Origin of the sequence: Dapis brunnea BLCC-M229, assembly GCF_050015995.1 — a bacterium.
Lineage (GTDB): Bacteria > Cyanobacteriota > Cyanobacteriia > Cyanobacteriales > Microcoleaceae > Trichodesmium.
Genome location: NZ_JBNHEP010000068.1, coordinates 1 through 15,382, shown reverse-complemented (window position 1 = coordinate 15,382; position 15,382 = coordinate 1). Strand labels below are relative to the sequence as shown.

General features: G+C 36.7%; 4 protein-coding genes. All 4 read left to right on the top strand.

Going from position 1 to position 15,382, the window contains the following annotated elements:
* The first annotated feature begins 46 nt into the window (after positions 1-46).
* The 4 genes from ACP6PM_RS08110 to ACP6PM_RS08095 all read left to right on the top strand — a co-directional run bounded on the left by ACP6PM_RS08110 (position 47) and on the right by ACP6PM_RS08095 (position 15,013).
* A complete protein-coding gene (locus ACP6PM_RS08110) occupies positions 47-7,006 on the top strand; it encodes an amino acid adenylation domain-containing protein (RefSeq protein ID WP_426583499.1) in 6,960 nt (2,319 codons plus the stop codon).
* A gap of 173 nt (positions 7,007-7,179) precedes the next feature.
* A complete protein-coding gene (locus ACP6PM_RS08105) occupies positions 7,180-8,241 on the top strand; it encodes a TauD/TfdA family dioxygenase (protein ID WP_426583498.1) in 1,062 nt (353 codons plus the stop codon).
* Positions 8,242-8,543: 302 nt separating this feature from the next.
* Complete coding sequence (locus ACP6PM_RS08100) at positions 8,544-13,034, top strand: amino acid adenylation domain-containing protein (RefSeq protein ID WP_426583496.1); 4,491 nt, start codon at positions 8,544-8,546, stop codon at positions 13,032-13,034.
* Between the two features lie 203 nt (positions 13,035-13,237).
* On the top strand, positions 13,238-15,013 hold the full coding sequence (locus tag ACP6PM_RS08095) for an NAD+ synthase (protein ID WP_426583494.1): 1,776 nt from the start codon (positions 13,238-13,240) through the stop codon (positions 15,011-15,013).
* The last annotated feature ends 369 nt before the right edge of the window (positions 15,014-15,382 follow it).

The window sequence follows — 15,382 nt, the reverse complement described above, 5'->3', positions numbered from 1 at the left end:
TGATTGGTCTTGGCAGTTATAATCATTCCCTACCCCATCATATTGAGTGGATACTACTCAAGTCTATGTATTAGATCAAAAATTGCAACCTGTTCCGGTTGGGGTTCCTGGAGAGCTTCATATTGGAGGTGCAGGTTTAGCTCGTGGTTATTTCAACCGTCCAGAATTAACAGCGGAAAAATTTATCCCCCTTCCGTCCCCCTTAGAAAGGGGGAGACTGGAAAATGTTCCCCCCTTATCAAGGGAGATACTGGAAAATGTCCCCCCCTTATCAAGGGGGGTTAGGGGGGATTCTTCCCTATATAAAACGGGTGATTTAGTTCGGTATTTACCAGATGGGAATATTGAATTTCTCGGACGTATTGATAACCAGGTTAAAATTCGTGGTTTTCGTATAGAGTTGGGAGAAGTAGAAGCAGCGATCGCCTCCCATCCAGAAGTACAAACTGCTGTAGTTATTGTCAAGGGAGATGATTCTAGCAATAAGCGTTTAATTGCTTATTTCGTACCTACTAAAAAACAATTTTCTCCTAATAATTTACGTCAGTTTCTCCAAGAAAAATTAGCAGACTATGCTATCCCATCAGCTTTTGTCAAACTAGAATTTTTACCACTTACTGCCAACGGCAAAATTGACAAAAAAGCTTTGCCTGAACCTGACAGTATTCGTCGGGAATTAGAAAATTTTGTTGCCCCCCGCAACCCGACAGAAGAACTTTTAGCTAATATTTGGTCTCAACTATTAAAAGTAGAAAAAATAGGTATCCACGATAATTTTTTCTCAGTGGGAGGCAATTCCTTATTAGCAACCCAAGTTATCTCTCGGTTACGAATAGCATTTAAAACAGAAATTCCCCTCAAATATTTGTTTGACTTCCCCACAGTTGGAGAACTTAGTAAAGCTATAGATGATTTTAAAGGAGAAAAATTACAATTACCTCCTATTGAACCGATTTCACGAGATATTGATATTCCCTTATCTTTTGCCCAACAACGACTTTGGTTTCTCGATCGCTTTGAGGAAGAAACTACTGCTTATCATAACTATGGCGTACTAGAGCTAAAAGGCAAACTCAATATTTCTGCTCTGGAAAAAACGATTGAGGAAATTGTTCGCCGTCACGAAATCTTGCGCACAAATTTTGTGATAAAAAATGGAAATCCCATACAGATAATTAATGCTCCATCTAGCTTCAGTTTTCCAATAATTGATTTAGAGTCATTGCCAGAAGAACACAAATTAACTGCTGCACAAAAAATAGTAAAAGAAGAGCAAGCAAGACTTTTTGACTTGACTAATGATTCCCTATTGCGAGTTTCTCTACTCAAGTTAGAAACAGAATCTTATATTTTGTCGCTGGTAATGCACCACATAGTTACAGATGGTTGGTCAACTGGAATATTCATCCGAGAATTATCTAGTCTTTATCAAGCATTTTCAGAAGGAAAACCTTCGACTTTGCCTGAGTTATCTATTCAATATGCTGACTTTGCTTACTGGCAACGTCAGTGGTTATCCCAAGAATTGCGAGAAGCTAATCTCAACTATTGGAAACAACAGTTGGCAGGGGCACCACCATTATTAGAATTGCCTAGCGATCGCCCCCGTCCAGCTATTCAAACTTTCCGAGGTAGTATCGAATCATTTCAGGTAAATTCTACAGTAACTCAGAAGTTGAAAACCCTGAGTCAAAAATCTGGGGCAACTTTATTTATGACTTTACTGAGTGCTTTTGTAGTTTTACTCTCGCGCTACAGTAACCAAGATGATATTGTAGTAGGTTCTCCTACTGCTAATCGCGATCGCTCGGAAATTGAACCATTGATTGGCTTTTTTATAAATACCTTAGTATTGCGGACTCAATTGCAAGGTAATCCTAGTTTTTTGGATGTATTAAAACAAGTACGACAGGTGACTCTAGAAAGTTATGCTCGTCAAGATGTACCTTTTGAGCAATTAGTAGAAGCTTTACAACCAGAACGTTCTCTTAGTTATAATCCTCTATTTCAGGTCTTATTTGATTTCCAAACTGCACTGTCAGAAAAACTGGAGTTACCTGGTTTAACTTTAACTCCTATGAATGAGAAAGATATGGCAGCAAGGTTTGATATAACTTTATCTGTAAGAGAGACAGAAACTGAACTTGAAGCATATTTAGTATATAAAACAGACATTTTTGATGCGACTACAATTATTCGCATGGGAGAGCATTTTCAGCAGTTATTAGAAGCAGTTGTTAGCGATCCAGAACAAAGTATTGCTGAACTGCCTCTACTAACGGAACAAGAGCGACATCAAATACTTGTAGAATGGAATAATACAGCAGTTGAATATCCCTCAGACAAATGTATCCATCAGCTATTTGAAGAACAAGCAGAAAAAACACCCGATGCAGTTGCCGTCGTATTTCAAGAACAACAATTAACCTATCAGCAGCTAAACACTAAAGCTAATCAACTTGCTCGTTATTTGCAAACTTTAGCAGTTAAACCTGAAACACTTGTCGGTATTTGTATTAACCGTTCTGTAGAAATGATGGTAGGATTACTAGGCATCTTAAAAGCAGGAGCAGCTTACGTTCCCCTTGACCCCAGTTATCCAAAAGAACGCTTAGGGTATATGTTAGAAGATGCAGCATTGCCAGTGTTGCTAACCAGTGAATCAGTATTGCCTAATTTACCAGAACATTCTGCACAAGTTATCTGTTTAGATAGCAATTGGGATACTATTGCCCAGCAAAGTATAGATAATCCTCTCACTGAAGTAACTCCAGACAATTTAGCTTATATAATTTATACTTCAGGTTCCACAGGTAAACCAAAAGGAACCATGATTATTCATAGAGGAGTAGTAAATTATTTAAGTTGGTGTACCCAAACATATCAACTCACGGAAGGAAATGGAGTTCCAGTCAATTCCTCTATTGGGTTTGACGCCACTATCACTTCTCTATTCTCTCCGTTATTAAAAGGTAAACAAGTAATCTTATTACCTGAAGAAGATGAAATTGAAGCTCTGAGTCAACTTCTATGCTCCCAGAATAATTTGAGTTTAGTTAAACTCACGCCAGCTCACTTACAGATACTTAACACTCTAATACCACCAGAAAAAGCATCTAATCAAACAAGAGCATTTATCATTGGTGGTGAAGCATTACCAGTGAAAACCTTATCATATTGGTCAAACAATGCTCCAGAAACAAAGCTAATTAATGAATACGGACCTACCGAAACAGTAGTAGGATGTTGCGTCTATCAGGTTAAACCTGAAAAGTCTTACCAAGAAATAGTTCCTATAGGTCGCCCGATAGCGAATACTCAACTATACATCCTAGACCGTAATCATCAACCAGTACCCATAGGAGTAGCAGGAGAATTGCACATTGGTGGCGCAGGTTTAGCACGAGGATATCTCAACAGACCAGACTTGACGGCAGAAAAATTTATTATCTGGAAGGAATCAGGAGGTAGGGACGTTGCATGCAACGTCCGTACGGAGTCAGAAGGGAAGAGGTTATATAAAACAGGAGACTTAGCTCGATATTTGCCAGATGGAACTATTGAATATCTCGGTCGCATTGATAACCAAGTGAAAATTCGCGGTTTCCGTATTGAACTTGGAGAAATTGAATCAGCTCTATCTAGCCATCCTCAAGTACAACAAACTGTAGTTATAAGTCGGGAAGACAACCCAGGAAATAAACGACTGGTAGCTTATTTAGTTAGCTCCGATCCTTCATTAAGTAGCACAGAATTGCAACCCTACCTGGTGTCAAAATTACCAGAGTATATGGTTCCGTCTGCCTTTGTTTTATTAGAATCTCTGCCACTAACTCCCAATGGCAAGGTAGACCGGAAAGCTCTACCTGCACCAGATATAGAATTAACTAGAACGTCTGAATATGTTCCACCTCAGACACCTATTGAAAAAACCTTAGCTAGTATTTGGCAAGAGCTACTAGGGATTGAAAAAGTTAGCATCCATGATAATTTCTTTGCAGTGGGTGGAGATTCTATCTTAAGTATTCAACTTGTTTCTCGCGTTCATGCTATTGCTGAACAAGCAGGAATTAAAATTACTCCCAAGCAGATTTTTAAATATCCAACTATTGCACAACTAGCTCAGGTAGCAGACAGTGTAACAACTACATTAGCTCAACAAGGTTTAGTTAGTGGGATAGTACCCCTGACTCCTATTCAACAATGGTTCTTTGAGCAAAACAGATCCCAACCCCATCATTTCAATCAATCAATATTGTTGCAAGTTCCTGATACTGTCAAGCCAGAATTGTTGTCTCAAAGTTTATCTAAGTTATTAGAACATCACGATGCTTTACGTCTACGGTTTACCCGCACAGAGACTGGATGGCAGCAAACAAACCAGGAACTTGATGAAATAGTACCATTCGAGGTGGTAAATCTATCCGATATTCCTAAGTCGCAACAGTCGGCAAATTTATCTGAAATAGCCAACAACCGACAAGGGAGCTTGAACCTTTCAGAGGGGCAGCTAATGGGAGTGGTGCTGTTTGAGTTAGGAAATAATGGTCGCCGTTTACTAATTGTCATTCATCACTTAGCAGTTGATGGAGTCTCTTGGCGCATTTTACTAGAAGACTTTTTGAAAGTTTACCAGCAATTAGAAAAAGAACAGACTGTAAAATTACCGCCAAAAACTACAGCATTTCAAGATTTTGCTCTACGTTTACAGGAATATGCCAAATCAGAAAAATTACAACAACAATTGAATTATTGGCGATCGCTACCTTGGTCAAAATTCACCCCGATACCAGTAGACAATGATGTAAGTTTAGAGCAAAACATAGTCGCATCCAAAGCTGAAATTTCAGAGAGTCTCAGCGTAGAAAAAACTCGTTCTCTCTTACAGGAAGTTCCTTCAGCATACAATACCCAAATTAATGATGTGCTACTTACAGCAACTCTACAAACCTTGAGTCAATGGGTAGGGAAATCAACTGTATTGATAGACTTAGAAGGACACGGACGGGAAGATTTGTTTGAAGATATAGATTTATCCAGAACAGTAGGATGGTTTACCAGTTTATTCCCTGTGCTGCTACAAACTAATGATAGTAAGAAACTGGGAGAATCTCTCAAGTTAGTGAAAGAACAGTTACGAAGTATTCCCGAACGTGGAGTTGGCTATGGAATATTACGTTATCTCAGTGGCGACTCTGAATTAAATACATTACCCAAAGCTCAAATTTGTTTCAACTATTTAGGTCAACTTGACAACACTCAATCCGCTGAAATCGATTGGCAAATAGCATCAGAATCTATTGGAACTGAGCATAGTCCAGAGGCAACTCGCAGTTATTTATTAGATATTAATGCAGCAGTAGTAGCAGGAAAACTGCAAGTCACCTGGAAGTATAGCCGTAATTTCCATAATGAATCTACAATCGAAAAGCTATCCCGTAATTACATAGAAGCATTAGAGCAACTGATAGAACATTGTTTATCCCCAGATGCGGGAGGTTATACACCTTCAGATTTTCCATTAGCTCAGTTAAACCAACTGGAACTCGACCAAATCTTGGCAGCAGAAAAACTGAAGAAGATAGAGTCTATATATCCTCTTTCTCCCATGCAGCAAGGAATACTATTCCATGTTCTAGTTGCTCCAAATTCAGGAACCTATTTTAACCAGCTAGTCTTAACTTTATCTGGGGAATTTCAGGTTGAGGCTTTCCAACAAGCATGGCAAAAAGTAATAGATCGTCAGTCAATACTCAGAACTATGTTTGTCTGGGAAAAATGCAAACAGCCACTACAGATAGTGCATCAACAAGTAGATTTGCCTTGGAATTATTTGGACTGGCAAACCCTCTCTAGTGCTGAACAACAAAATAATTTGGATACTTTACTGACAACCCAAAGACAAGATGGTGTTGCACTTAACCAAGCTCCTTTGATGCACTGTACTTTGATTCGGGTGTCGGAGCAAACTTATAAGTTTATTTGGAGCCATCACCATATTCTGATAGATGGTTGGGGATCGTCAATTATCTTTCAAGAAGTTTTGAACTTTTATCAAACAGAGTGTCTGGGTAAGGGCGGCAGTCTGCCAACCCCTGTTCCCTATAAAAATTATATTGCCTGGTTGCAACAACAAGATTCTGTAAAAGCAGAAGCTTTTTGGCGAGAAACTCTATCAGGGTTTAAGACTCCGACTCCACTATTGGAGGATAAGTCAAAGTCCGATAACTCTCAAACTGCGCAGATAGACCACATACAAAGATTACATTTATCATCTGCAACGACAAAAGCATTAGAATCTCAGGTTCGAGAACATCAACTTACTTTATCCACACTAATACAGGGTATGTGGGCAGTGCTTCTGAGTTGTTACAGTAGTAAGTCAGATGTTTTGTTTGGGGTAACAGTTTCAGGCCGCCCTCCCAGTTTGCCAGGAGTGGAAAATATAGTGGGGCTATTCATCAATACTTTACCAATGCGGGTTAATGTTTCTGCCAATGAATCAATTTGGTCTTGGTTGAAAGCTTTGCAGGAACATCAAGCGGAATTACAGGAGTATTCCTATAGCCCACTGGCAGAAATTCAGAGCATGAGCGAATTACCTGGGGGAACTCCTTTATTTGAAAGTATTGTGGTGTTTGAGAACTATCCGATAGATGACTCTCTCAAACAAAATAGTCAATCTGTGAGCGTAACTAAGTCTCAATATATCCTTAAAACCAGTACGCCTCTAACTATGGTAGTAGCACCTGGTGAAGAGTTATTGGTGAGGATAGATTATGATGACAGTCGTTTTACAGCGCAGACTATAGTTCAAATCTTAGAAAATCTCAAAACTTTATTGGAGGGTATTGTGGCTAATACTCAGGAGTTGCAGTTAGCTCAACTATTAGAGATTGTTGACACAGACCGAAAACGACAACAACTTCTCAAGGAACAAGAACTTGAGGCTAACAGTCGCCAAATGCTGAAAAAGATTAAACGAAAGCCAAAATCTACTCGGTAAAACACATTTAATCTTTAGGTAGAATGAAGCGATCGCTTCACCTACCTACACCATATTTTCTCACACTCCAGCAGAGAAACCTGGTTTATCTCAAATGCCCACAATACTAACATTTCCCTCTCAAAAACCAGGTTTCTTATAACAATTTTTCACACCCTAATCCTAAAAAAACTATGAACGAAATACTTAAACAACCTAGTCTAAAAAAAATAGGAAGTATCAAGCGACAAGGGGTAAAATTATCTGCCCAAGACATGATTAAAATTGATTATCTCGAACCAGACTGCCCTCTTCCTATCGTCATTCAACCATCTGTAGAAAAATTAAATCTAATTAGTTGGGCAAATAATAATCGAGAGTTAATCGAAACTCATTTGTTAAAAGAGGGGGGGATTTTATTTAGGAATTTCCAATTAAATAGCATTGCTGAATTTGAAAATTTTATGCAATCTAATTTTGGCAAATTGTTAGAATATTCTTACCGTTCGACACCTAGAACTCAAGTTAGTAATCAGGTATATACATCCACTGAATATCCGCCAGAACAATCAATTCCTTTGCATAATGAAATGGCATATACTCTCAGTTGGCCGATGAAAATTTGTTTTTATTGTATTCAACCATCAGAACAAGGAGGAGCTACACCAATAGCTAATAGTCGAAAGATTTTTGAACGTATTAATCCTACTATTAGGGAAAAGTTTCAGGACAAAAAAATCATGTATGTCCGTAACTATGGCAATGGATTAGATTTGCCTTGGGAAACTGTTTTTCAAACTAATGATAAATCCGAAGTAGAAAAATATTGCGATCGCGCTGGAATTAAGTTTGATTGGCAAGAAGGAAATTCCCTCAGAACTTATCAAGTTTGTCAAGCTGTTGCTTCTCATCCAAAAACAGGAGAAATGGTATGGTTTAATCAAGCTCATCTATTTCATATCTCAAATTTAACAAAGCAAGTTCAAGAGCAACTTTTATCTGTTTTTGAAGAAGATGAACTGCCCCGTAATACTTATTATGGTGATGGTAGTCCTATTGAAACATCTATTCTTGATGAGATTCGAGAAATTTATCAGCAAGAAGCCGTAAAATTTCCTTGGCAAGCTGGAGATGTTTTATTACTAGATAATATGTTAACTGCTCATGGTAGAACTCCTTTTGTTGGCAAGCGGAAAGTTGTAGTAGGAATGGCTGAATCATTAGACTTCTTGCAGAAGTCAGGGAATAGGGAATAGGGAATAGGGAATGAAATTGTTGATTTCATATCTGGAATTGATTTCATTTTTTATTTTTGGAGATGTTTATTTGAGAGTAAAAATTAAAAAAAGGAAGTAGGGAAATCAGTTATCAGTTATCAGTACCTCTGCCTGTTTGCGCAGCATTCCGCTGGGAAGTCGAGGTTGAGACCTTATTTTTTGGTTAATTTTACCACATTAGTCTGAAACCTGCTGTATTAATTAATAACTAATCTACTAAATATCACATTTTAAATTAGGTATATAACCAGAATCAATATTAATATAATTGGATAAAAAAAATGCAAAATTTGGCTATAGAAACAGAACAAGAAATTACTGAAGGATATGGGCTTTCTCCACAACAAAAACATCTGTGGTTGTTGCAAAAAACTGAAAAAACTGAAATATATTTAGCTCAATGTGCAATTTCAATTCCTGGGAATGTAGACTTACAAATACTCAAATCAGCTTTACAAAAAATTGTTGAACGCCATGAAATTTTTCGCACCAACTTCGATTCATTGCCAGGCATGATTGTTGGAGTACAAATTATTAGAGATGGTAATATTTATTGGGGAAAAGAATATGATTTAACTCAAGTAGAACCAACTCAAAAAACTGCTGAAATTGCTAAAATTTGGGAAAATTTAAGTCAAAAAAAAATCGAGCTAAAAAAAGACTCTCTCTTTCATGCATCTCTTGTAAAAATATCCCCCGAACAGCAAACTTTACTAATTACTTTACCTGCTCTAATTGCTGACTCAAAAAGTCTACAACTTTTAGTCAATGAACTTAATCAAGAATATATCGCTTGTTTAGAAGGAAATGAGTTACCAGAAGCTGAATTACAATATGCTGATATTGCTGAATGGCAAAATCAATTACTTGCAGCAGAAGAGGCTAAATTAGGAAAAGAATATTGGGAAAAACAAGACATTTCTAATCGTTTCAATTTAAAACTCCCTTTTGAAAAACAGTCAGAAGCATTTCAGCCAAAAGTTCAACAAAATATTATAGATTCAGATTTAGCTACCAAAGTAGAAAACATAGCTAAACAATTAGATATCTCAACATCGGACTTTTTATTAACTTGTTGGCTGACATTAATCTGGCGACTAACAGGAAAGTTAAATATTGTAGTTGGCCTGGTGAGCGATGGTCGAAAATATGAAGATTTAGAACAAGCCTTAGGATTATTTGCTAAACATTTACCTTTGTCTTTTCAAGTTCAGGAAGACTTGCAGTTTAACGAATTATTAGAACAGGTAAAAGCATCAATATCTGATATTTTTAAATGGCAGGATTATTTTACTTGGGAACAATTTATTCCGACCACTGAAAACTACTCTGAACAATCTTTTTTACCTCTGAGTTTTGAATTTATAGAACTGAATAATATTTCTCAAAATGTTGATTTTCAAATAGACAGGATTTACACTTGTACTGATAAATATAAAATCAAACTTGTAATTACTCAAGATAACAACTTAACTGCCGAATTTCACTATGATGCTAATGCCTATAATTCTGAAGATATCCAAAGATTAACCGAACAATTTCAAGTATTATTAGCAAGTGTAGTCGAAAATCCTGTAGCAGCAATTAGTAAGTTAAAAATTAATGCTAGTCATCACCTGCAACAACTCCTAACCGAATTTAACCAGACTCAAGAATTTTATCCCCAAGATAAATGTATTCATCAGTTATTTGAAGAACAAGTACAAAAAACACCCGATGCAGTCGCAGTAGTATTTGACAAACAAGAGTTAACCTATCAGCAGTTGAATGCAAAAGCTAATCAACTTGCTCATTATCTGCAAAGTTTAGGTGTCAAACTAGACACACTGGTAGGTATCTGCATCAACCGCTCTCTGGAAATGATTGTGGGATTACTGGGAATATTAAAAGCAGGAGGTGCTTATGTTCCTCTCGATCCGAGTTATCCAACAGAACGTTTAGCTTATATGTTGGAAGATGCAGCGATGTCAGTGTTGCTAACCAGTGAATCGGTATTACCGAGTTTACCAGAACATTCTGCACAAGTTGTTTGTTTAGATAACTGGGATACTATTGCCAATCAAAGTATTGAGAATTTAGTGAGTGGGGTAACTCCAGATAATTTAGCTTATGTAATTTATACTTCAGGTTCCACAGGAAAACCAAAGGGAACCATGATTATTCATAGAGGAGTGGTAAATTACTTAAGCTGGTGTACAAAAGCATATCAGGTAAAAGAAGGAAATGGAGTTCCGGTTAATTCTTCTATTGGCTTTGATGCTACGGTAACATCCTTTTTCTCTCCTTTATTAACAGGGAAAGAAATGATTTTGTTACCCGAAGAAGATGAAATAGAAGCTCTGAGGGAACTTTTATGTTCCCAAAAGAATTTGAGCTTAGTCAAACTGACACCAGCTCATTTACAAATACTTAACACTCTGATACCACCAGAAAAAGCATCCGATCAAACTAGAGCATTCATTATTGGTGGAGAAGCGCTACCAGCAACAACCGTATCATTTTGGTCAAATAATGCTCCAGAAACAAAGCTAATTAATGAATATGGACCTACGGAAACAGTAGTGGGTTGTTGCGTCTATCAGGTGAAACCAGAAGACTCTCTCAAAGAAGTAATTCCTATAGGTTGTCCTATTGCCAATACTCAACTGTATATTCTAGATCAACATCAGCAACCAGTCCCCCTGGGGGTACCAGGAGAATTACACATAGGTGGTGCTGGTTTAGCACGGGGATATCTGAATAGACCAGAATTAACAGCAGCAAAATTCATTCCTAATCCCTTTAATAATAATAACTCAAAGCTATATAAAACAGGAGATTTAGCTCGTTATTTATCCGATGGCAATATAGAATATTTAGGTCGCATTGATAATCAGGTTAAAATTCGCGGTTTCCGTATTGAACTTGGAGAAATAGAAGCAGTATTAAATCAACATCCTGCAATACAGCAGTCAGTAGTAATCGTGCGAGAAGATAGAGAAGGCGATCGCCGTTTAGTTGCCTATTTTGTGAGTAGTATTGACGAAACCTCAAATTCAAACAACAATTTTGGAAAAACTGCAACTAATTTTCCCGAAAAAACCCTCCCAAATTCTCTTCACAGCGAACTGCGTCACTTCTTAGCAGAAAAATTACCAGACTACATGATTCCCATATTTGTACCTCTTAAAAAACTACCTCTAACAGCAAATGGGAAAGTAGATCGACGCTCTTTACCTAAACCGGAGTCAGTACAATCTAGGTCAAACGCTAAATTTGTAGCTGCACGCACTCCTGAAGAAAAGCTATTAGCAGAGCTTTATGCAGAAGTTTTAGGAATCCCTCAAGTTAGTATATACGATAACTTTTTTGAGTTAGGTGGACATTCTCTCACAGCAATGCAATTAGTTTCTAAAATATCCACAGCAATGAATGTTAGTCTTTCACTACAAAGTTTATTGTCACATCCCACAATTGCTGAATTAACTGATAGTATTACCGAATTAATACAAAACAAAAAAGATACTCATACTAATGAATTTCCCAAAATATTAAATCAGGAAAATCAGGAACTTGTTAATCATAAAAAATCTGAATTTCTAGAAGTTGAACATCGTTCTTTATTGTCTTTATTGTCCGTAGGAAAAATTCCCCCTGTAGATTCTGCATCTTTAGGTTGCATAGACGCATCCGATCTAGCAATTTCTGGTTTAAGTCGGGATTATGTTGTTGAAAATATCTTTGAAAATCTTCCATTTTTGAGAAGTGTCCGAGAAACTAATTGCGGTCGAATTGCTGGCATAATTATCCCTCAACTTAGTTCAGAACTATATAGCAATCAGGACGTTCTAGTTAGTAAAATTGTTGAAGCCTTGGAAATGGCTGCCCGAATAGGTGCTAAATGTGTTTCTTTGACTGGCTTAATTCCTTCTGCTACTGATTATGGTCGTGCTATTACAAAAGCAATTGCTAATCGCCAGGATTTGCCCAAAATTACTACTGGACATGGAACTACTGGTGCTGCTGTTATACTCACTATTAAAAAGGTTTGCGAGGAAAGCGGACGGAATTTAAGTGGAGAAAAAGTTGGATTTTTAGGTTTAGGTTCGGTAGGGACAAATGTACTTTCGTTAATGCTTAAATGTTTACCACATCCTCAAGAAATTACTCTTTGTGATATTTATAGTAAGTTAGATTTACTAGAGAATATTAAGCAAGAATTAGTTGAAATTTTTGGCTTTAAAGGTCAAATAAATTTAGCATTATCAACAACAGTAGTACCTCCTGAAATTTACAACTCTACTTTGATTGTTGGTGCTACAAATGTGCCTAATGTATTAGATATTATGCAAGTTAAGTCGGGTACTATTATTATTGATGATTCAGCTCCCCATTGTTTTGCCCCAGAGTTAGCTATTCAACGCTTTGAGGAACATGGAGATATTTTATTTAGTGAAGGTGGAGTGTTGCGATCGGCCGTTCCTATTAATAGTTTAATCTACTTCCCAGCACATATAGCAAAGCTAATGAGCGACGATCAAAGAGAAACAACTTTAAATCCAAACCCTTTTAATATAATGGGTTGTGCTTTTTCCAGTTTACTTTCATCTCGGTTTGAGCAACTACAACCAACTGTGGGGTTTGTTGATGCGCAACATTCTCAGTCACATTATCAAGTTTTGCAACAATTAGGATTTGAAGCAGGGGATCTACATTGTGGAGAATATGTACTCCCAACAACATCAATTGCCAATTTTAGACACCGTTTTGGCAAAGATTTAGGAAAGCAATAACTGTAGTTATTAGACCATTATTGCCTCCGAGTTTAATTAGGAATTTTGATTAAATAAGTTCCTAATTAAAATTACCTTCTAAATCTACTATATCTACGATAAATTTTACTTCCACGTTAATATTATCACTGCTTATACAAACATAATATATATTTTACAGGAAAAAAAATTTTCCTTTAATAATCATTAATTAGATAGAATTTATGAAAATAGCGATCGCTCAACTTAACCCTATTATTGGTGATATTTCCGGCAATGCTAAATTAATTTTAGAAGCTGCCAAAAAAGCACAAATTTTAGATGCTAAGTTGATGATAACTCCAGAATTATCATTGATAGGTTATCCGCCACGAGATTTATTAATTTATCCTAGTTTGATTGAAGCTGCTGGTGTGGAATTAGAAAAGTTAGCTCAAGATTTACCATCAGAAATAGCTGTTTTAGTAGGAACTGTAATTTTTAATTCTCAAGCTGCTCAAAATGGAGAAAAATCATTATTTAATAGTGCAGCTTTATTAGCCAATGGAAAAGTCAAACAAATATTTCATAAACGGCTTTTACCTACTTATGATGTCTTTGACGAAGACCGATATTTTGAGCCTGGTAAAAGTAGCGATTTTTTCACATTAGACACTTCTCCCGAAAGCTCAGAATCTTCAGTTAAAGTAGGCGTAACTATCTGCGAAGATTTGTGGAATGATGCAGAATTTTGGGGAAAGCGAAATTATACTTGCGACCCCATGAAAGAATTAGCCGAGCAACAGGTTGATTTTGTGATTAATATGTCAGCTTCTCCCTATCGAGTTAGGAAACAAAAATTGCGAGAAGCAATGTTAGAACATAGTACTAATCGTTATCAAATACCAATTATTTATGTCAATCAAGTAGGTGGGAATGACGATTTAATTTTTGATGGTTGTAGTGTGGTTTTTAATTCTGCTGGGAATGTTATTTATCGTGCTAAACCTTTTGAGACAAATTTGGCAGTTGTAGAATTTAATTCGGCAAAAAAAGATTTAATCTCAGTGAATTTTGAAAGTATAAATCTGCCAGAAAGCGAAGATGAAGAAATTTGGTCTGCTTTAGTTTTAGGCGTAAAAGATTATGTGCGGAAGTGTGGTTTTTCCAAAGTTGTCCTGGGTTTAAGTGGAGGAATAGATTCTGCTTTAGTCGCAGCGATCGCTACTGCTGCATTAGGAAAGGAAAATGTTTTTGTTATTTTAATGCCTTCTCCCTACAGTTCGGAGCATTCTGTGAAAGATGCTGATGCTTTAGTAGAAAATTTGGGTATTCCTAAACAAATTATATCTATTGGGGATTTAATGAAAGGTTATGATAATAGTTTGGCAGATTTATTTGCAGATACAAATTTTGGCATTGCTGAAGAAAATATTCAATCTCGAATTCGTGGAAATTTATTAATGGCTATTTCTAATAAGTTTGGTCATTTACTATTATCTACAGGCAATAAGTCAGAAATGGCAGTTGGTTATTGCACACTTTATGGTGATATGAATGGTGGATTAGCTGTAATTTCAGATGTGCCAAAAACTCGCGTTTATTCTCTGTGTCGTTGGTTGAATGAACAGGCAGTTAATAGCAATAAAAAATTCTATGGAGCCGAAAATTTACTAATTACTCAAAAGCAAAATATTATTCCCGAAAATATTATAACTAAAGCTCCAAGTGCTGAATTAAAAGAAGATCAAAAAGACCAAGATTCCTTACCTGCTTACGAAGTATTAGATGAGATCTTATTTCGCTTAGTAGAAAACTGCGAATCCTTAGACGAAATTATAGCAGCAGGACATGATTCAGAAGTAGTAAATAAAGTAGTAAAATTAGTCATGCGGGCAGAATTTAAACGTAGACAAGCACCTCCGGGGCTGAAGATTAGCGAGCGAGCTTTTGGCACAGGTTGGCGGATGCCTATTGCTAAAGAGTTAGAGCAGAATAAGACCAGAAAACTAAGTAAATGAGGTGATATAGTCTTAAACTATAGTGCGTTTCTCCACAATCCGTTAATAATGCTTTAACTGCTAGTCTACAACAATTAATGTTGCCAAAAATTACCTTTTGAAGTAGCTAGTATATCGAGCAATTTCGGGCGCTTGTAATGGCTGAGTAGGAACTATTTATGGCAATAATGATTAAACCAAGAAAGTGTAAAGCTTATGATTAGGCAAGGAGATATCAAATGGGTTTTATAAATAGCCGTAAAGTCTATCCTCAAACAGAAGAAGATCAGGAGGATATTGAGGGTATTAATTATACCAAAGAATTTCCCAGTCAAAAAAAGAGAGGGAGATGGCAAGGATTAATTGTTGGTATTGCCATTGGTGTAATTG

Bases quoted from the DNA above. Each gene is read 5' to 3' on its own strand.
- ACP6PM_RS08095 (WP_426583494.1), top strand. From the start codon at position 13,238: ATGAAAATAGCGATCGCTCAACTTAACCCTATTATTGGTGATATTTCC.
- ACP6PM_RS08105 (WP_426583498.1), top strand. From the start codon at position 7,180: ATGAACGAAATACTTAAACAACCTAGTCTAAAAAAAATAGGAAGTATC.
- ACP6PM_RS08100 (WP_426583496.1), top strand. From the start codon at position 8,544: ATGCAAAATTTGGCTATAGAAACAGAACAAGAAATTACTGAAGGATAT.